Here is a 21,786-nt window from a genome sequence, read left to right as displayed (position 1 = left end):
AGGGTTGCGCCCGTCGAATTGCCTCTTCTACCCTTCGCGTGCCAAGCGAAAGTCGCATGGGGAGTGCGCCGTGGGAGAGCGGCTGGCCATCGTCGGACTGTCGTGCCGCCTGCCCGGCGCCGACGACAGCGCCGCGTTCTGGGACCTCCTGCGCGACGGGCGCTCGGGGCTGCGCGACCGGCCGCGCGGGCGCTGGGACGAGCGCTCGAGCGAGCGGCGCGCCGCCGCCGCCGACGCCGACGCCGCCGCCGCCGACGAAACCCCGGGTTCGCCGGCCTCCCTGCTGCCCCGCGGCGGCTTCCTCGACGCGGTCGAGGGTTTCGATCACCGCTTCTTCGGGATGTCGGCACGCGAGGCCCGCAGCCTCGACCCGCAGCAGCGCCTGCTGCTGGAGCAGACCTGGCTGGCCCTGGAGGAGGCCGGGATGACCGCCGCCTCCCTGGCGCGCGGCCTCACCTCGGTCCACGTCGGCGTCATGGCGCTGGACTACCAGCAGCGGGTGGCGGCCGACGGCGCGGCGGCCGACGGCCACGCCGCCCTCGGCACCTTCGGCGCCCTGCTCGCCAACCGGATCTCCCACAGTTTCGGCTGGCGCGGGCCCAGCGTCACGGTGGACGCCGCCTGCGCGTCGTCACTGGCGGCGCTGCACCTCGCCCGGCGCGCCTTGCTGACGGGCGAGTGCGACACCGCGGTGGTGGGGGCCGTGAACCTCGTCCTCGCTCCCTGGCGGGCCGCCGCCTTCGCCCACGCCCGCATGTTCAGCCCGACCGGCGCCTGCCGGACCTTCGACCGCGCCGCCGACGGCTATGTTCCCGGCGAAGGCGCGGTGGTGCTGATCCTGCGGCGCCTCGCCGACGCCGAGCGCGCCGGCAACCGCATCCATGGCCTGCTGCTCGGCACCGCGCTCAACCATGTCGGGCCGTCGCAGACGGTGACCGCGCCGGCGGCCGACGCGCAGGCCGCGGTGATCGCCGCCGCCGCCGCCGAGGCCGGCGTGCCGCTCTCCAGCGTGTCCTACGTCGAGGCGCACGGCACCGGGACGGCGCTGGGCGACCCCATCGAGGTGGAGGGGCTGCGCCGCGCCTTCGCCCCGTCCGGAGAGACCCCGCCCGGAAAGGCCCCGCCCGGAAGCGCCGCGGGCGCGGCGCCCGGGCCGTGCCGGATCGGCTCGGTCAAGACCAACATCGGCCATCTGGAATCGGCCGCGGGCCTGGCCGGCGTGGTCAAGGTGCTGCTGATGATGCGGCACGGCACCCTCGCCCCGACCCTCAATCTGGAGCGGGAAAATCCGCTGCTGGGGTTCGCCGCCGGCCTGTTCCGCCCGGTCCGCGCGGCCGAGCCGTGGAGCGGGCGGCGGCGGCGCGCCGGCGTGTCCTCGCTGGGCTTCGGCGGCGCCAACGCCCACGCCATCCTGGAGGAGGCGCCGCCGCGCCCCCGCGCCGCCTCCGCCGCCCTGCCGGACGGCGCCATGCCCTTCCTGCTGTCGGCGGCGGGCGAGCCTGGTTTCGCCGGGCTGCGCGGCCGCTGGGCGGCGCTGGTGGAGGACGAGGGGTTCCGCCGCCAGCCGCTGGGCGACGTGACCCAGACCCTGATGCAGGGCCGCGCCGCCTTGCCCGTCCGGGCGTTCGCGGTGGTGGAGCGGCACGACGACGTGCGCGCCCTGTTCGCCGCCGGCGGTCCGCCGCCGCGCCGCGTCCCGGCCGAGCCGCCGGCCTGCGTCCTGCGGCTGGGCGCCGACCTGCCCATGGACGAGGCCGGATTCGCCGGCCTGTGCGCGGCCGTGCCGGCCCTGGCGGCGCGCCACGACGCGGTCCGCGCGGCGCTGCGCCGCGGCCGCGTCCGCAGCTCGCCGCGGATGGCCGCCTTCGCCCGTCTGCACGCGCTGGCGGCGGTCCTGCTGGACCACGGGCTCGCCCCCGACCTGCTCTACGGCGAGGGGGTCGGCCGCTGGGTCGCCCTGGCGCTGGCCGGTGTCCTGACGCCCGCCGACGCGGTGCGCGCGTCGGGGGAGGGGGCGGTGGACGGCCTGGTGGCGGCGCGGCCGGCGCTGCCGGTGTTCGATCCGGCCCGCGACGCCGTGGTGCCGCCCTGGTCGCTCGACGCCGGCTACCTCGCCGCGCTGCGGGCCGCCTGCGCGGCGGAATCGCTTCCGGTCGCGGAGCTGATGGCGCAGGGCCGCGACCTTGCCGCCGGGAACCACACCTTCCTTGGGTTTCTCGCCCCGTTCGGGGCCGATGGCGCGGCCCTCGACACCACCGGAACGGCCGGCGACGCGGCGCCGGGCCTGGCCTTCGCGGTGGCGGTGGCGCGGGCCCGGGTGTGCGCCAAATGGGCGCTCGCGGTGCCGGCGCCGGCGCTGGGCCCGGCCTGGAGCGAGGCGGTGGCGCTGGCCGCCACCGGCCTGCTGGAACCGCCGCTCGCCCGGGCGTGGCTGACCGGCGCCGGGGCCGGCGCCGCTCCGGCGGACGCCGCCCTGGCCGACACGGTCGCCGCGGCGCGCGGCTGGTGGCGGATTCCCGACCCGCGGGCGTTCCCCCTTCTCGACGCCCGGTCCCGTGCCGCCGCGGCGGCGGCCTGGGATTTCGGCGGCGGCGGCCGCCCCGGCCGGCCGCGCAAGCCGGTGCGGGTGGAGGCCGACCTCGCCGTCGACCTCGGCCGCATCGGCGTGCTGTCCCCGGCGCCGGAGACCGTGGAGCTGGCGGAGGGCGACCCGCAGCGCGCCCTGACCGCGGTGCTGGGCGCGCTGTGGCTGGCCGGTGTCGCCATCGACTGGTCGCCGCTGGCCCGCCCCTTCGCGGTGGCCGACCTGCCGCACACCGTGTTCGACCGGGTGCGCCACTGGATCGACGCGCCCCCGGCCGCCGCGGCCGCCCCCGCCGACCCGGCCCCGCCCCCGCCCCCGCTGGCGCCGCCCCTGCTGGGGCCACGCTGGTGCCCGGTCGCCGCCGCCGGCGAGCACCCGGCCGGCCGCCTGCTCGTGCTCGCCGACGACGGCCCGGTCGCGATGCGGCTGGCGGCGCGGCTGGCGGCGCGGCGCGGCGCGGTCGTGGACAGCGCCCGCTGCGGCGCCGCCATCGACGCCGTGATCGGCGACGCCGACACGGTGGTGGTGCTGTGGCCCCTCGCCCTGGCCGGCGTCGTGCCGACGCCCGACGCCCTGCGCGCCGCCGGAGAGACCCTCTACCGGCCGCTGCTCGCCCTGCTGCGCCGTCTCGCCGCGGCCGGCACGGCGCGGCGCCTGGTGGTGGCGCTGCCCGACGGCGACGCGCCGCTGGCCGCCCCGGCGACCGGCATGGCCAAGGCGGCGGCGCGCGAGGCGCCCCTGCTCGACGTCGCCCTGGTGACCCTGCCGTCGGACCCCGGCGACGACGCCGTGGACGCCCTGTTCGCCCGCGCCCCGGCGCCGCTGGGCGAGCTGGCGGTGCGCGGCGGCCGGCTGTTCGCCCGCGCCCTCGACGGGGTGCCCGGCGGGGTGCCGGGCGCCGCCGGTCTGGACGACGGGGCGGTGTGGCTGATCGCCGGCGGGCTGGGCGGGGTCGGGCGGACCGTCGCCCGCCATCTGCTGCACCGCCACGGCGCCCGCCTCGTCCTGCTCGGCCGCCGCGACGCGGCGGCGGTGGCGGCCGGGCTGGCCGGCCTCGGCGCCCCGGAGCGGGTGCTCTACGTCGCCGGCGACGTGGCCGATCCGGCCGCCGCCCGGGCCGCCGTGGCCGCCGCGGAGCGGCGCTTCGGCCGCCTCGACGCGGTGGCCAACGCCGCCATGGTGCTGGACGACCGGGCGCTTGGCGACCTCGACGACGCGGCGCTGGAGCGGGCGCTGGCGCCGAAGCTCGCCGGCACGCTGGCCCTGGCGGACGCGGTGGCCGGGCGCCCGCTGCGCGCCTTCCTGGCCTTTTCCTCGGTGCTGACCCTGCGCGGCAACGCCGGCCAGGCCAACTACCTGGCCGCCTGCGCCGGGCAGGAGGCGCTGTGCGCCTGGCTGGCCGGCCGGGGTGTTCCGGCGCGGGCGGTGCAGTGGGGGTATTGGGGGGAAAGCGGCGCGGTGGTCGGCGAGGCGCCCCGCCGCCGCCTGTTGCGCCTGGGCTTTCCCGCCCTTTCCGACGCCGATGGCTGTGCCCTGCTCGATGCCGTGCTGGCCAGCGGCCCGGGGCCGACGCCGCTGGTGGCGGCCCGCGTCACCCCGGAGTTCCGCGCTGCCACCGCGCCGCCCGCGGACCGCGCCCCGGCGGGCGCCGCGCCGGCCGATCCCTGGACGGCGCTGGAGGACGCGCTGCACGCCGGCGCGGCGGGGGACGCGGCGGCGCCCGCCCTGGCCGGCTGGGACGATCTCGACCGCTTGGCGGCGCTGCGCCTGCGCGCCGGCTTGGGCGAGGGTGGCCTGGCCGCGGTGCGGCCGTTGCCGCGCCACGCCCGGCTGGTGGCGGCAGCGGCGGTCCTGCTCGCCCGGCAGGGCCTGGACGGGCCGCTTCCCGCCGGTTTCTCGGCCGCCGTGGAGGCCGACCGCCTGGCCGCGGCCCTGCACCGCGACCACCCCGCGCTGGCCGGCGTGGTGGCGCTGGTGGAGCGCTGCGCGCCGCGCTGGCCCGCGGTGGTGTCGGGCGAGCTGCCGGCCACCGAGGTGCTGTTCCCGGGCGGCAGCATGGAGCTGGTCGGCGGATTCTACGCCGGCCATCCGCTGGCCGACCTGTCGAGCCGCCAGACCGGCGCCGCCGTCGCCCGCCTTGCCCGCGCCGTGGCGGCGCGGGGTGCCGCGCCGGTGCGGGTGCTGGAGCTCGGGGCGGGCACCGGGGCCACCACGGCGGCGGTGGTCGACGCCCTGGCCACGGCCGGGGTGGCGGTGGACTACTGCTACACCGACGTGTCCGTCGCCTTCCTCGCCCACGGCCGGCGGCGCTTTGCCGACGCCCCGCTCGCCATGCGCTTCGCCCGCCTCGACCTGGAGGCCGGGCCGGCCACCTCGCAGGGGCTTGGCGCCTTCGACATCGCCGTGGCCGCCAACGTGCTGCACGCCACCGCGCGGATCGCCCGCACCCTCGCCCACGTGGCGGCCCGGCTGGAGCCGGGCGGCGCCCTGGTGCTGAACGAGCTGGTGCGGCCCCGCGACCTGCTGACCCTGACCTTCGGCCTGCTCGACGGCTGGTGGCTGGCCGAGGACGGCGAGGCCCGCGCCGCCGCCGCCGGGCCGCTGCTCGACCCCGCGGGCTGGTGCCGCGCCCTGGCCGCCGGCGGCTTCGACCGGGTGGCCGTGGCCGGCCCGCGCGGTGCCGACGGCACCATCCCCCAGGCCGTCATCGTCGCCCGCCGGGCCGCCGCCCAGGCCGTGGCGACGGCGCCCGCGCCCGTTGCGTCCGCCGCCGCGCCACCCGCTCCCTCCACGCCGGCTCCGGTCAGCCCGCCGGCCGGCCCGCCGGACGCCGGGGTGGCGGAGGCGGTGCGCCGTGCCCTGGCCGCCACCCTGGATCTGCCCGAGGGCGAGATCGACCCGGCGCGGCCGTTCGCCGACTACGGCCTGGATTCCCTGCTCACCGCCGACGTCGCCGCCCGCCTCGCGCGCGCCCTGGGCTGCCCGGTCACGGCCGCCGCGGTGGCCGACCACCCCACGGTGGCGCGGCTGGCCCGCCATCTCGGCGGCGGGCCAGCACCCGCCTCAGCATCGGCACCGGCACCCGCACCGGCACCCGCACCCGCTGGCGGGCCGCCGGCGGCGGCGTTGCTCGACACCATCCGCACCGCGGTGGCGGCGACCCTGCACTGCGCCGTGGCGGAGGTTGCGGCCGACGCCCGCCTCGCCGACCTGGGCGTCGATTCCATCGTCGCGGCGGAACTGGCGATGCGCCTGCGCCGGGTGCTCGACCGGCCGGTGGCCCCCGGCCTGTTCAACGACCATCCCACCCCGGCCAGGCTCGCCCGCCACCTCGCGGGACCGGCCGGGCCCGCGGTTTCCCCGGCCCCGCTGCCGGCCCCGCCGGTGGCCCCGCCGGCGGCGGCGCGGCGGTGGGAGACGGTGGCGCGCGGCACCCTGGACGGGCTGGCCCTGCGGTCGGTGGCGGTGCCGCCGCCGGGCGCCGGGATGGTGGCGGTGCGGGTGGTGGCGGCCGGGCTGAACTTCCGCGACGTCATGGACACCCTGGGGCTGATCCCCGGCGGTCTCGACCTGCCGGCCGGGCTGGAAATGGCCGGGACGGTCACCGCCGTCGGCCCCGGCGTGACCACGGTGCGGCCCGGCGACGCGGTCTACGGACCGGTGCCCGGCGGCGCCCTGGCCGAGCGCGTGGTGCTGCCCGAGGCGCTGCTGGCGCCACGGCCCCCGGACCTCGGCGCCGCCGCGGCCGCCGGCCTGCCCATCGCCGCCATGACGGCGCACCACGCCCTGGTCGAGCTGGCCCGGGTGAAACCGGGGGAACGGGTGCTGGTCCACACCGCCACCGGCGGCGTCGGCCTGGCCGCCCTGGCGGTGGCGCGGGCCGCCGGGGCGGCGGTCCTGGCCACCGCCGGAACCCCGGAGAAGCGCCGGCACCTGCAGGCGCTGGGGGTCGCCGCGGTCGCCGATTCCCGCGCCGGCGACTGGGCCGAGGCGCTACGCCGGGCCGGCGGCGGGCGCGGCGTCGACGTGGTGCTGAACAGCCTGGCCGGCGCCCATGTCGACGCCGGGCTGGCGCTGCTGGGGCCGGGCGGCCGCTTCGTGGAGATGGGCAAGACCGACCCGCGCGACCCGGCCGAGGTGGCGCGCCGCTGTCCCGGCGTCGCCTACCTGCCCTTCGACCTGCTGCGGCCGATCCACGAGCGGCCGGCCGAGGCCGGCGCCCTGTGGCGCACCGTCGCCGCCCGCATCGCCGCGGGGGAGATCCCGGCCCTGCCGGTCACCGCCTTCGCCTTCACCCACGCCGCCGACGCGCTCCGCCACCTCGCCCGCGCCCGCCACGTCGGCAAGGTGGTGGTGGTGGTGGACCCCGCCGCCGCGCCGCCGGCCGACCCGCCCCCCGCGGGGGTGGTTGCGGTTGCGGTGGCGGGGGGCGTGGTGGAGCCATCATCCCGGGCCGACGCCCGCCGCGATGCCGGCCCCGGTCCGATCGCCATCGTCGGGCTGGCCGGGCGTTTCCCGGGCGCCGCCGACGTGCCCGCGCTGGCCGTCCGGCTGCGCGCCGGGACGAGCGCCCTGGGCCCGGTGCCCGAGGGGCGGTGGAGCGCCGGGCTGTGGCGGGCGTTCGGTCCGCCCCGCCCGGTAACCGGAGGGTTCCTCGACGATGTGGAGGGCTTCGACGCCGCCTTCTTCGGGGTTGCCCCGCGCGAGGCGGCGCAGATGGACCCGCAGCAGCGCCTGCTGCTGGAGGAGGTGTGGAACGCCCTGGCCGACGCCGGCTTCCCCAACGAGGGCGGCGGCGGCGAGGAGACCGGGGTGTTCGTCGCCGCCGGGGCGGGCGACCATGCGGTGAAGCTGGCGCTGGCCGCCACCCCGGCCGACCCGCAATCGCTGGCGGCGCAGCTGCCCTCGACGCTGGCGGCCCGGCTCGCCTACGCCTTCGACCTCGGCGGCCCGGCCCTGGTGGTGGACAGCGGCTGCGCCGCCGGGCTGGCGGCCCTCGACGTCGCCTGCGCCAGCCTGCGCCGCGGCGCCTGCCGCACCGCCGTGGTCGCCGCCGCCAGCGTCTTCGCGACGCCGCAGCTGGCGGTGCAGGCGGCCGAGGCCGGGCTGTCGTCGCCGAGCGGTGCCTGCCACCCCTTCGCCGCCGACGCCGACGGGCTGGTGCTGGGCGAGGCGGCGGTTGCCCTGGTGTTGAAGCCGCTGGCCGCGGCGCTGGCCGACGGCGACCGCGTCCACGCCGTCGTGGAGGCGGTGGCGACCGGCCAGGACGGCGCCAGCAACGGCTTCAGCGCCCCCAGCGCCCCGGCTCAGGCGCGGCTGCACGGCCGGGTGCTGGCCGAGGCCGGGGTTGACGCCGCGGGCATCGGCTGCGTCGAGGCGCACGGCGTCGGCACCCCGGCCGGCGACGGCGCCGAGCTCCGGGCGCTGGCCGCGGTGTTCGCCGGCGCGCCGGCGCCGCTGCCGCTGGGCACCGCCAAGCCGGTGCTTGGCCACACCGTGGCCGCCGCCGGCCTGGTGGGCGTGCTGCGCGCCGCCCTGCAAATGGCGGCGGGGGTGCTGTTTCCGGTGGCCGGCGCCGCCGGCCGGGCGCCGGCGGCGGAGCTGGAGGGCGCGCCGCTGGCGGTGGTCGAGCACGCCCGGCCCTGGCCGCGCCCGGCCGGTGGGCCACGCCGCGCCCTGGTCAACGCCTACGCGGTCAATGGCGGGCTTGGCGCCGCGGTGGTGGCCGAGGCGCCGCCGCGCGCCGCCCGGCCGGCCGCCGGGGTGGCGGCGCTGGTCCGCCTGTCGGCCCGCGACCGCGCCGCCCTGGACCGTCGCATGGCGGCGCTGCGCGACCGGGTCGCCACCGACCGGCCCCACCCCGCCGACGTGGCCCGCGCCCTGGAGCGCGGCCACGCCGGCATGCCCTGGCGCTTCGCCGCCGTGGTCGGCGACGCCGACGCGCTGCTGGCCGCCCTCGACGCCGCCCTGGCCGGCCAGGCCACCGGCCCGACCCACCGGCTGGGCCGGGCGGCGGCGGACGGCGGGGTGTTCGCCGCCCTGGCCGCTGCGCTGGCGGATGCCGTGGCCGGCGAGGCGGCGGCCGGCGGCGCCGCGCCGGATCGGCGGCTGGCGCTGGCCGAGCTGTTCGTCGCCGGCCACGACGTCGGGGCGGTGCGCACCGCCGGCGCGCTGGCCATTCCCTTCGTCCCCGGCTACCCCTTCGCCCGCGCCGCGCAGGGCGCGTCCCCAGGGGCGGCCGAGGGGGCCGACACGCCGTTGCGTCGCGCCGTCGCGGCGGTGCTGGGGGTGGCGCCGGCCGCCCTCGGCGCGGCCGACGCGCCGCTGCGCCCGGCGCTGGATTCCCTGATGGCGCTGGAGTTGCACCACCGGCTGCGCCGCGACTCCGGGATCGCCGTGCCGGCGTCGGCCCTGGTCGGGGCGGCCACCCTGGCCGCCCTGGAGGACGCCGTCGACCGCCACGCCGCCGGCCCGGCGCCCGCCGCGCTCCCCGTGCTGGTCGCCGATCCGGCCGGGCGGCACGAGCCGTTCCCGCTGACCGATCTGCAGCTCGCCTACTGGGTCGGGCGCGGCGGCGGCGTGGCGCTGGGCGGCCATGGCTGCCAGGTGTGCTGGGAGTTCGAGCGCCCCGGCGGCTGGGACCTCGACCGGCTGGAGGGCGCGTGGCGCCGCCTCGTCGCCGGCCACGGCATGCTGCGCACGGTGTTCCTGCCCGACGCCACCCAGCGCACCCTGCCCGAGGCGCCGCCCTTCGCCCTGGCCCGCCACGACTGGCGCGGCCTCGACCCCGCCGCCCGCGGCGCGCATCTGGCCGCCCTGCGCCGGACCATGGCCGGCCAGGGCTTCGATCCCGCCAGCGGGCCGCTGTTCGCCCTGGCGGTGGCGCTGGAACCGGATGGCATGCGGCTGCTGCTGGCCATCGACCTGCTGGTGGTCGACGTGCAGAGCCTGCACCTGCTGCTGCGCCAGTGGGGTGCCCTCTACGACGACCCCGCCACCCCGCTGCCGGTGCCGGCGCTCGGCTTCCGCGACTGGGTGCTGCACCGCGCCGCCCAGGAGGAGGACGCCGCGCAGCGCGCCGACGCGGCGTGGTGGGCGGCCCGCGCCGCCGCCCTGCCGCCGGCGCCGGCGCTGCCGGAGGAGAAGCCGCCGGAGGCGGTGACCGGGGCGGTGAGCGTGCGCCACCGCGCCGTGCTGGAGCCGGCGGCGTGGCAGGCCCTGCGCGACGCCGCGGGCCGGGCCGGGGTGACGCCGGTGGCGGCCCTGCTGGCGGCCTTCGCCGAGACGCTCGGGCACTGGGCCCGCTCGCCGCGATTCACCCTGAACCTGACGGTGGCCGACCGGCCGCCGCTGCACCCTGACCTGGCCGGCGTGGTCGGCGACTTCACCTCGACCCTGCTGCTGGGCCTCGACCTCGCCGCGCCGCTGCCCTTCGCCGGACGGGCGCGGCGGGTCGCCGAGGACCTGGCGGAGGCGCTCGACCACCGCGCGGTGTCCGGCGTGCGGGTGCTGCGCCGGATGGCCCGCGAGGGGCGGCGTGCCCTGATGCCGGTGGTCTTCACCAGCATGCTGGGCTTCGGCACGGCCGGCCACGGCCACGGCCACGGCACCGGCACCGGTCCGGGCGGGGACCCGGTCACCGGGCTCGGCCGCCTCGGCTGGGGGGCGACGCGCACGCCGCAGGTGTGGCTGGATTGCCAGGTGCAGGAGGACGAGGGCCGGCTGCTGCTGACCTGGGACGCGGTGGATGCCCTGTTCCCGCCCGGCCTGATCGCCGCCATGTTCGCCGCCTGGGCCGGGCTGGTGGGCCAGCTGGCGGCCGGGCCCGCGCCGTGGCAGCGGCCGCTCGGCCAGCTCCTGGCCGAGGCGCAGGCGGCGCGGCGGGCGGCCCGCAACGCCACCACCGGCCCGCTGCCGGAGGGCCGGCTGCACGAGCCGTTCCTGCGCCAGGCGCGGGCGACGCCCGACGCGGTGGCGGTGATCGCCGCGGATCGCACCCTCACCTATGGCGAGCTGCACGCCCGCGCCGCGGCGCTTGCCCGCCGCATCGGCCCGCAGGCGCCGGACCGCCTGGTCGCCGTCGCCTGCCCCAAGGGCTGGCCGCAGGTGGTCGGGGTGCTGGGGGTGCTGATGGCCGGTGGCGCCTACCTGCCGCTCGACCCCGCCCTGCCGCCGCGGCGCCTGCTGCACCTGCTGGAGCGGGGCGAGGCGACCACCGTGGTCACCGCGGGCCCGGCGGCCGTGGCCTGGCCCGACAGCGTGCGCGTGATCGCCGTCGACGGCGCGGTCGAGCCCCCGCCGGGCGCCGCGCCGGACGCCGCGCCGGAACACGGCGAAGCGGGCGGCGGGGCGGCGCAGACCGACCTCGCCTACGTCATCTTCACCTCCGGCTCGACGGGCGAGCCCAAGGGCGTGATGATCGACCACCGCGGCGCCCTCAACACGGTGATCGACGTCAACGAGCGCTTCGCCCTGGGGCCCGGCGACCGCGTGCTGGGCCTGTCGTCGCTCAGCTTCGACCTGTCGGTGTGGGACGTCTTCGGGACGCTGGCGGCCGGCGCCGCCCTGGTGCTGCCCGACCCGCGCTCGCTGGCCGACCCCGCCCATCTCGGCCGCCTGGTGCGCGAGCACCGGGTCAGCGTGTGGAATTCGGTCCCCGGCTTCCTCGGCCTGCTGCTGGAGGCGGACCACCCGCCGGGCACCCTCGACCCGCTGCGCCTGGTCATGCTGTCGGGCGATTGGATCCCGCTGAGCCTGCCCGGCCGCCTTGCCGCCGCGGCGCCGCGGGCCCGGCTGGTCAGCCTGGGCGGGGCGACCGAGGCGTCGATCTGGTCGATCCTGTACCCGGTGGAGCGGGTCGAGCCGGACTGGACCAGCGTCCCCTACGGCACGCCCATGCGCAACCAGACCGTCCACGTCCTGGACGACGGCCTGGAGCCGGTCCCGGATCTGGTGGCCGGTGACCTCTGCATCGGCGGTGTTGGCCTGGCCCGCGGCTACTGGCGCGATCCCGGGCGCACCGATGCCAGCTTCGTCCGTCACCCCCGCACGGGGGAGCGGCTCTACCGCACCGGCGACCGCGGCCGCTGCCGGCCCGACGGGGTGATCGAGTTCCTCGGCCGCCAGGACGGGCAGGTGAAGATCGGCGGCCACCGCGTCGAGCTGGGCGAGGTCGAGGCGGCGCTGCGCCGCCTGCCCGGGGTGGCCGAGGCGATCGCCGTGGGCCAGGACGGGGAGGGCGCGGACGGCCGCGCCCGGCGCCGGCTGGTGGCCTTCGTCACCGCCCCGCCCGGCGCGGTGGCCGATCCGGAGGCGCTGCGCGCCGCCCTCAAGGACACGCTGCCCGGCTACATGGTCCCGGCGGCGGTGACCGTGCTCGACGCCTTCCCGCTGACCGCCAACAGCAAGGTCGACCGCGCCGCCCTGGCCGCCGGCCGCGTCGCGGCGCCGTCCCCGTCCCCGCCCACCCTGGCGTCCCCTGTGGCGTCCCCGATGACGGCGCCGGTGGCGGCGCCGGTGACCGACGTCGCGGCGCGGCTCGCCGCGATCCTCGGCGCGGAGCTGGGGACGGCCGCCGTGGACCGCCGCACCAACCTGTTCGACCTCGGCGCCGATTCCCTGGTGGCGGTGCGGACGGCCCGGCGCGTCGCGGCGGAGCTGGGTCTGGCCTGCTCGGTCACCGACCTGTTCGAGCACCCCACGGTCGACGCCCTGGCCCGCCATCTCGGCGCCGCCCCCGGCGCGGCCCCGGCCCCCGCCCCATCCGCCACCGCCCCATCCGCCACCGCCCCATCCGCCGCCCCGCCCGAGCCGCCGCTCCCGGCGGCCCACCGTCGCGACCTGCGCCGCCAGTTCCGCGCCCGCACCCGGGAGGACGCCCATGCCTGACGACCGCCTCCACCCCGCGGGCGCCACCCCGATGGGCGACGCCGTCGCCATCGTCGGCATGGCCGTGCGCCTGCCCGGCGCCCCCGACCTCGACGCCTACTGGCGCCTGGTGGTGGAGGGCGGCACGGCGATCCGCCGCCCGGGCGACGCCGCGTTGCGCGCCGCCGGCCTTCCGGCCGCCGCGCTGGGCGACCCGGCGCTGGTCCGCGCCTTCGGGGTGCTGGACGGGGTGGAGCTGTTCGACGCGGCCTTCTTCGGCTATCCCGCGGCGCGGGCCGAGCGGCTCGACCCGCAGCAGCGGGTGCTGCTGGAAACCGCCCACGCGGCGCTGGAGCACGCCGGCTACCCGTCGGAGGCCGGCGGCGACAGCATCGGTGCCTACCTGGCCTTGACCGGCAGCACCTATCGCCCGGCCGCCGCCGGCGCGGGGACCGCCCATGCCTTCTTCGACCTGACCTCGACCGACAAGGACTACGCGGCCACCCGCATCGCCTACAAACTCGACCTGACCGGCCCGGCGGTGATGGTGCAGGCCGCCTGCTCCAGCTCGCTGGCCGCCGTCCACAGCGCGGCGGAGGCGCTGCTGGGCGGCCAGTGCGACCTCGCCATCGCCGGCGGCTGCTCGCTCACCCTGCCGCAGGGCGCCTACCGCTGGGCGCCGGGGCTGATGCTGGCCGAGGACGGGGTGTGCCGCCCCTTCGACGCCGCCGCCGCCGGGGCGGTGCCGGGCAACGGCTGCGCCGTGGTGGTGCTGAAGCCGCTGGCCCGGGCGCTGGCCGACCGCGACACCGTGTGGGCGGTGATCCGCGGCAGCGCCATGAACAACGACGGCGCGGCCAAGGCCGACTACCTCGCCCCCTCGGTCCGCGGCCAGGCGCGGGCGGTGGGCGAGGCGCTGGCGGTGGCCGGCGTCGACCCCGCCACCATCGGCTATGTGGAGGGCCACGGCACTGGCACGGCGCTGGGCGACCCCATCGAGGTGCGGGCGCTGACCCGGGCGTGGCGGGCCCAGGCGCCGCACGGCCGCGGCTGGTGCGCGCTGGGCTCGGTCAAGGGGACGATCGGCCATCTCAACACCGCCAGCGGCGTGGCCGGCCTGGTCAAGGCGGTGCTGGCGCTGCACCACGGCACGGTGCCGCCCAGCCCCAACTTCGCCGCCGCCAACCCGGACATCGACCTCGCCGCCAGCCCGTTCCACGTCCCGCGGGAGGCCGCGCCGTGGCCGGTGGCGGGGACGCGGCGCGCCGCCGTCAGCTCCTTCGGCTTCGGCGGCACCAACGTGCACATGGTGCTGGAGCAGGCGCCGCCCCGCCCGGCCGGGCCGCCGGCCGCCGGGCCGCTGGTGCTGCCCCTCAGCGCCAGGACGCCCGAGGCCCTGGCGCGGCGGCGCTCCGACCTCGCCGCCCATCTGCGGGCCCACCCCGCGCTGTCCCTCGCCGACGTGGCGCTGACCCTGCGGGCCGGCCGGGCGCCCCATCCGGTGCGTGGCGCCGTCGCCGCGGCCAGCGTGGCGGAGGCGGCGGCGGCGCTGGAAAGCGGCGCCGACCGGGCCGAGGACGCGCACGCCCGGCGCTGGCTGGACGGCGCGGACGTGGCGTGGCCGGTGCCCGAGGGGGCCGGGCGGGTGCCGCTGCCCACCTATCCCTTCGCCCGCACCGTCCACTGGTCGTGGCAGGACGAGGCGGCGGCCCCGCCGCCCGCCGCCGCCGCTCCCGCCGCTCCCGCCGCCGCCGCTTCCGCCGACCCGCTGGACTGGCTGACCCGGGTGTTCGCCGAGGAGCTGAAGGCCGACCCCGCCGCCCTCGACCCCGACGCCACCTATGACGCCTACGGCGTCGACTCCCTGCTGGTGGTGGCGATCGCCGACCGCCTGACGGCGCGCCACCCCGGGCTGCGCTCCTCGGTCCTGTTCGAGCACAACACGCTGCGCCGCCTGGCCGGCCATCTCGCCGGCCATCTCGCCGGCCCGTCTCCCGCGGAGTCCCCGGTCACCGCCCCGGCGGTGGCCGGGACGGTCCGGGCGGTTCCCACCGGCGTGGCGGCGGCCGAGCCGATCGCCGTGGTCGGTCTGGCCGGACGCTACCCCGGGGCCGTCGACGTCGAGGCGTTCTGGGAGCTGCTGCGCGAGGGCCGCTCGGGCATCGCCGAGGTGCCGGCGGAGCGCTGGGACTGGCGCGCGCTCGGGGAGCGCAGCTACACCCGCTGGGGTGGCTTCATCGCCGGCGCCGACCGCTTCGACCCGCTGTTCTTCGGCATCACGCCGCGCGAGGCGAAGATGCTCGACCCCCAGCAGCGCCTGTTCCTGGAATGCGCCTGGCACGCCCTGGAGGACGCCGGCTACACCCCGGCCGGGCTGAAGGCGGCGGCCGGGGAGGGCGACGTCGGGGTGTTCGCCGGGGTGATGAACCTGGCCTACCGGCTGTGGGCGCCCGAGGCCTCGGCCGACGGGCTGGTGCTGCAGGCGAACCACTGGTCGGTGGCCAACCGCGTCTCCTACCACGGCGACTTCACCGGGCCGTCGCTGGCGGTGGACACCGCCTGCTCCGCCTCCTTGACCGCGCTGCACCTGGCCTGCGAGGCGCTGCGCCGTGGCGAGTGCGGGGCGGCGCTGGCCGGCGGCGTCAACCTGGTGCTGCATCCGGTGCAGCAGGTCGAGCTGTGCCGCATGGGCATGCTGGCAAGCGGGCCGGAGTGCCGCGCCTTCGGCGCCGGGGCCGACGGCTTCGTCCAGGGCGAGGGGGTCGGCGTGGCGGTGCTGAAGCCGCTGTCGCGGGCGCGGGCCGACGGCGACCATGTCTATGGCGTGATTCTCGGCAGCGCGGTCAACGCCAACGGCCGCACAGCCGGCTACACCGTGCCGAGCCCGGGCGCCCAGACCCGCGCCGTGCGCGCCGCCCTGGCCCGCGCCGGCACCGATCCCGCGGCGATCGAGGCGGTGGAGTGCCACGGCACCGGCACCGCCCTGGGCGACCCCATCGAGATCGCCGGCCTGGCCGACGCCCTCGCGGCGGCGCCGTCGGTCGCCCTGGCCTCGGTCAAGTCGAACCTGGGGCACCTGGAATCCGCGGCCGGCATCGCGTCCCTCACCAAGATGCTGCTGCAACTGGACCGCGGCGTCCTGGCGCCGTCGCTGAACGCCGAGCCCGCCAATCCCGCCATCGACCTCGCCCGCACGCCGTTCCGGGTGCAGACCGCGGCCGCGCCCTGGCCGCGCCGCGCCGGACGGCCGCGGCGCGCCGGCATCAGCGGGTTCGGCGCCGGCGGCGCCAACGTCCACGTGATCGTCGCCGAGGCGCCGGACCCGGCCGCTCCGCCTTCCGCCGTGCCCGCGGGGGCGGTGCCGGTCGTGCTGTCGGCCCGCGACCCGGAGCGGCTGGCCGCCCTGGCGGCGCGCCTCGCCGAGCGGGTGCGCCGCGCGCCGCCGTCCGGGCCGGCCGGCCTGTGGGATCTGGGCTGGACGCTGGCGGTGGGGCGGCTGCGCCACGACGCCCGGGCCGCCTTCCTCGCCGCCGACGGGGCCGCCCTGCTGCGCGGCCTGGAGACGGTGGCGGCGGGTCGGCCGGTGGACGCAGATGCAGGGGCCGGAACAGCGCCGGGCGCGGCCCGCCGCTTCGTCCGGGCGTGGCTGGGCGGGGAGGACGCCGACGCCGTGGCGGCGTTCGGCGCCGGCCGCCGCCGGGTGCCGCTGCCGGGATACCCCTTCGCCGGGGAGCGCTGCTGGTTCACCCCCACGGGCGGGCGGATCGCCGCTCCCGCCGCCGCTTCCGGCGGCCTGCTCGGCCCGGCCGTGCCGACCCTGGCGGCCGAGGCGCGCTGGCGGGTGGACCTGCCGGCCGGCCACCCGATTCTGGCCGGCCACGTGGTGGCGGGGCAGCCGACCCTGCCCGGGGTGGCCGTGCTGGAGATGGTGGCGGAGGCGGCGCGGGCCTTGGGCGGCGAGGCCGAAGTGTCCGGCGTGACGTGGCTGCGGCCGCTGGTGGCGGTCGACGGCGCCGCCCGGGCGGAGCTGGTGCTGCGCCCCGACGGCGGGTTCGAGCTTGTCTCCGGCGGCACCGTCCACGCCCGGGGGACGGTGGGCGATCGGGTCCAGCCGGTGATTTCCCTGCCCGCGTTCTCCGCCGGAGAAACCATGGGGAAGGAGGCCGTCTATGCCCGCTTCGCGGCCCTCGGCCTGGTTTACCAGCCGGTTTTCCAGGCGGTGGAGTCGGTGGCGCTCACCGCCGACGCCGCGGCGGCGCGCTACCGCCGCCCGGTCGGGGCCGGCGACTGGGCGCTGCTGGACGCCGGGCTGCAGGCGGCGGCGCTGATCCTGTTCCGCGATCCGGCGGCGGCGCCGCTGCTGCCCTTCGCGGCGGAGCGGATGGAGCGTGCCGGCGGCCCGCCGCTGCCCGATTCCGGCACCATCCGGGCGCGGCGCCTGTCCGGCAGCCCCGGCGGTGCGGTGGCGACCTTCGAGGTGGCGTGGTGCGACCCCGCCGGCCGGGTGGTGGCGCGCATCGCCGAGCTGACGGCGCGCCCGTTGGCGGGGGCGGCGGCCCGGGCCGCCGCGGTCGCCGCGCCGCCGGCCCAGGGCGACGACGCGCCGGTCGGCGCGTGGTTCTACCGCCCGGTGTGGCGGCCGGCCGCGCCGGACGCCGCCGCGCCGGCGGCGGGGCGCGTGGTGGTCTGGGCGGCGCCCGGCGACCGGGTGGCCGCGGCGCTGGCGGCGCGGGGGCTGCCGGTCGTCACCGCCGGCGCGGATGTGGGGGCGTGCGACACGCTGATCGCCGTGCGTCCGGACGCCGCCGCACTGGCCCTGGCGCTGGGCGGGCTGAAGCGGGCCGGGGTCGCGGCGCTGCGGCTGGTGCTGGCGACCGTGGCGGCGTGGGACGCGGCGCCGGGGGAGGTGCCCGACCCCGACGCCCTGGCCGCCGTCGGCGTCGCCCGGGTGGCCGGCAACGAAACCCCGGGCTGGCGGGTCGCCTGCGTCGACCTGGAGCGCCCCGAGGAGGCCGCGCGCCTGCTCGACGATCCCGGCGGGGCGGCGGGGCGCGAGGTGGCGTGGCGTGGCGGCCGGCGCCTCGAGCGCGGGCTGGAGCCGGCCATCCTGTCCGCGGCGGCGCCGGTGTGGCGGGACGGTGGCTGCTACCTCGTCCTGGGGGGCGCCGGGGGCATCGGGCTGGCCCTGGCGGAGCGGCTGGCACGCCGCCACCGCGCCCGGCTGGCGCTGATCGGGCGCGGCCCGGCGGACGGCGCGCGGGCCGCGGCGCTGGCCGCCATCGAGCGCGCCGGCGGGGAGGTGCTCTACCTCCAGGCCGACGCCACCGACGCGGCGTCGCTCGTCGCCGCCGTGGCCGCGGCACGGCGCCGCTTCGGCGCGATCCACGGCGCCATCCACGCCGCCATCGTCATGGAGGACCGGGCGCTGGAGCGGATGGACGCGGCGTCCTTCGCCGCCGCCTACGCGGTCAAGGCCGAGGGCTGCCGGGCCCTCGCCGCCGCCCTGGACGGCGAGGCGCTGGACTGGTTCGCCGTGTTCTCCTCGGCCAACGCCTTCGTCGCCAACGCCGGCCAGGCCAACTACGTCGCCGGCTGCTTCTACAAGGACGCCTTCGCCCGCCGCCTCGTCGCCGAGACCGGCTGGCGCACCCACATCATCGATTGGGGCCTGTGGGGGGAGGTCGGCCGGGTCGCCGACCCGCGCTACCAGGAGCGGCTGAAGCGCCAGGGCGTCGTCCCCTTCACCACCGCCGCCGGCCTGGCGGCGCTCGACCGGGCGCTGGCGTCGGGGGAGCGGCAGCTCCTGGTGATCGACGCCGCCCCCCATGTCCTCGACCGGCTGGGGGTGGTGGCGGGCGCGGAACCGGGATCGGGGTCGGGACCGGGGTCGGTGGCCGACGCGGTGCGCCGGGAGATGGCGGCGGCCGCGGCCGCCATGGAGGGGGCGTGGCAGGAATACGCCGACCTCGACCGCCTCGCTCGGGCCATGCTGGCGCGCTGGTGGGCCGACCACGGCCTGCCGGCCGGCGCGGCGGCGGGCGAGGCGGCCGCCGCCCTCGGGCTGGCGCCGCGCCACCGCCGCCAGTTCGCCGCCCTGCTCGACGCGCTGGAGCGCGCCGGGGCGCCGCCGGACGCCGCGGCGCTGGCGGCGGAGCGCGCCGCCTTCCTGGACCGGCTGCCGCACTTCGCCCCGCACCTGCGGCTGGTGGAGGTGTGCCTGGACGCCTATGCCGAGGTGCTGGCCGACCGCCGCCCCGCCACCGAGGTGCTGTTCCCCGGCCTGTCGATGGCGCTGGTGGAGCCGATGTACCGGGCGACCCGCCTGGTCGACTACTGCAACGGGCTGGTCGCGGCGGCGGTGGACGCCCTGCGCGCCGCGGCGCCCGGCCCCTTCCGCGCGCTGGAGTTCGGCGCCGGCACCGGCGGCACGGCGCAGTGGCTGCTGCCACGGCTCGCGGGCCGGGGCGGCGCGGTGGACTACCTCTACACCGACGTCTCCGTCGGCTTCACCCGCCACGGCCAGCAGCGGTTCGCCGACGCCCATCCCTTCGTGCGCTTCCGCGCCCTGGACATCGGCCGCGACCCGGTCCGGCAGGGCTTCGAGGCGGCGTCGTGCGATGTGGTGGTCGGCGCCAACGTGATCCACGCCACCCCCCGGCTCGACCTCTCGCTGGGCCATGCGCTGGCCCTGCTGAAGCCCGGCGGCAGCCTGATCCTGTACGAGATGACGGCGCGCCACGACTTCGTGACGCTGACCTTCGGCCTGCTCGACGGCTGGTGGAACGCCGAGGACGAGCGCCTCGCCCACACCCCGCTGCTGAGCGCGCCGGAGTGGCGCCGCCGCCTCGCCGCCGCCGGCTTCGCCGCGGTGGAGCTGTTCAGCGAGCCCGGCCTCGCCGACGAGGCGGCGTTCCGCCACACGGTGATCGTCGCCCGCAAGGACGCCCCGGTGGCGAGGCCGGCGGCCCTGCTGCGCGGCCGGCTGCGGCGCGGCGCCGAGCCGGCGCCCCTGCCGGCGCTGTCCCCGTCACCGCCCGCCGTCGCGGCGCGGGAGAGCGGGTTGATCGACCTCATCCGCGAGACCGCGGCGCAGACGCTGGAGATGCGCGTCGCCGACCTCGACCCGCGGCGCAACTTCGCCGAGATGGGCGCGGATTCCCTGATCGGCGTCGACCTCGTGGCCGCGCTCAACCGCCGTCTGGGCATCGAGCTGAAGCCCACGGCGCTGTTCAGCCACCCCACCGTGGCGGCGCTCGCCGCCCATGTCGCCGAGGTCCACGCGGTGCGCCTGGCGCCGGAGCCCGCTCCCGCTCCCGCGCCGGAACCGGCGCATTCTCCCGCGCCGGAACCGGCGCATTCTCCCGCGCCGGAACCGGCGCATTCTCCCGCGCCGGAACCGGCGCATTCTCCCGCGCCGGAACCGGCGCCGGCCGGCAGCCCCTGCCCGGACGCCGTCGCCGTGATCGGCATGAGCGGCCGCTTCCCCGGGGCGGCGGACGTGCACGCCTTCTGGGACGACCTGACGGCCGGGCGCTGCCGGGTCGGGCCGGTGCCGCCGGAGCGCTGGGACCATGCCGCCGTCTACGACCCGGCGCCGCGCACGCCCGGCCGCACCGACTGCCCCAACGGCGGCTTCCTCGACGACGTCGCCGCGTTCGACCCGCTGTTCTTCAACCTCTCGCCGGCCGAGGCGGTGGCCATGGACCCGCAGCAGCGCCTCTTCCTGGAGGAGAGCTGGCGGGCGCTGGAGGACGCCGGCCTGTCCGACCGCGCGGTGCGCGGGACGCGGACCGGGGTCTACGCCGGCACCGTGGCGGGCGACTACGGCGAGCGGTTGCGCAGCGCCGGTCGCGCCGACGACGCCCGCAGCTTCACCGGCACCGCGCCGTCCATGATGGCGGCCCGCATCGCCTACCACCTCGACCTGCGGGGCCCGTGTCTGTCCATCGACACCGCGTGCTCCTCCTCCCTGGTCGCGGTGCACCACGCCTGCGAGGCCCTGCGCCGCGGCGAGATCGACCTGGCGCTGGCCGGCGGCGTCGCCGTCATGACCACCCCCGCCTTCTACCGTGTCGCCTCCGACGCCGGCATGCTGTCGCCGACCGGCCAGTGCCACGCGCTGGGCGACCGGGCCGACGGCTTCGTGCCCGGCGAGGCGGTGGCGGTCGTGGTGCTGAAGCGGCTGGCCGACGCCCAGGCCGCCGGCGACCGGGTGCACGGCGTGCTGCGGGCCAGCGGCGTCAACCAGGACGGCGCCTCCAACGGCATCACCGCGCCCAGCGCCGCCGCCCAGGCGGCGCTGGAGCGCGCCGTCCACGCCCGCGCCGGCATCGCCGCGGACAGCCTGGGCTACGTCGAGCTGCACGGCACCGGCACCCGGCTGGGCGACCCCATCGAGATCGAGGGGCTGAGCGCCGCCTTCCGCCCCGCCGCCGCGCCGGTCGGGTCGTGCGCCATCGGCTCGGTCAAGTCCAACATCGGCCACACCCTGCCGGCCGCCGGCATCGTCGGGCTGATCAAGGTGCTGCTGATGCTGCGCCACCGCCAGATCCCGCCGACCCTCCACGTCGGGCGGCTCAACCCCATGCTGGCCCTGGAGGACGGCCCCTTCCGCGTCGCCACGGCGCTGCAGCCGTGGCAGCCGCGCCCCGGGGCGCCGCGCCGCGCCGCCGTCAGCGCCTTCGGCTTCTCCGGCACCAACGCCCATGCCGTGGTCGAGGAGGCGCCGCCATCCCCGCCGGCCGCCGCGGCGCCCGGTGCGGCACGGCCGCTGCACCCGGTCGCCCTGTCGGCGCGCAGCCGCGCGGCGCTGCTGGCGCGCGCCGAGGACCTGCGGCGCTGGCTGGAGGCGGGGCGCGACGGCCCGGCCGGCATCGTCGACCTCGCCTTCACCCTCAACGCCGGGCGCAGCCACTTCCCGTGGCGGGCGCTGCTGCTGGTGCGCGACCGGGCCGGCCTTGTGGCCGCGCTCGCCGACCCCGCGGCGCTGGAGGACAACGGCGGGGCGGCGCCCGGCGCCACCGGCGGGGACGCCGGTCCGGTGCTGGCGGCGCTGCGCCGCGACCCCGGCGACGCCGCGGCCTGGCAGGCCCTGCGCCGTCTCTATCTGGGCGGCGGATTCGACGACTGGGCGGCGGTCCACGCCGGCGATGGCGGCCGGATCGTCGATCTGCCGACCTATCCCTTCGCCCGCCGCCGCTGCTGGCCGGCCGAGCCGGCACCGCCGGCACGGGAGGTGCCGCCCCCGGCGGAGGCGCCGCCCCCGCCGGCCCCGCTGTTCGGCGCCGTCACCGCCGTACTGCACCGCCGCTTCGGCGCGGCCGCGGAATGAGGGA

The 21,786-nt window shown here is 79.2% G+C and carries 2 protein-coding genes; both read left to right on the top strand.

Going from position 1 to position 21,786, the window contains the following annotated elements:
* Positions 1-70 precede the first annotated feature (70 nt).
* Positions 71-12,472, top strand: a complete 12,402-nt coding sequence (locus AC6H2I_RS14570; RefSeq protein ID WP_497501381.1) for an amino acid adenylation domain-containing protein — start codon at positions 71-73, stop codon at positions 12,470-12,472.
* Positions 12,465-21,782, top strand: a complete 9,318-nt coding sequence (locus tag AC6H2I_RS14565) for an SDR family NAD(P)-dependent oxidoreductase (protein ID WP_497501380.1) — start codon at positions 12,465-12,467, stop codon at positions 21,780-21,782. The genes AC6H2I_RS14570 and AC6H2I_RS14565 overlap by 8 nt, the downstream gene beginning before the upstream one ends.
* The last annotated feature ends 4 nt before the right edge of the window (positions 21,783-21,786 follow it).

This window comes from Azospirillum sp. NS33, from assembly GCF_059703765.1.
This window is presented reverse-complemented; position numbering and strand designations above follow the sequence as displayed.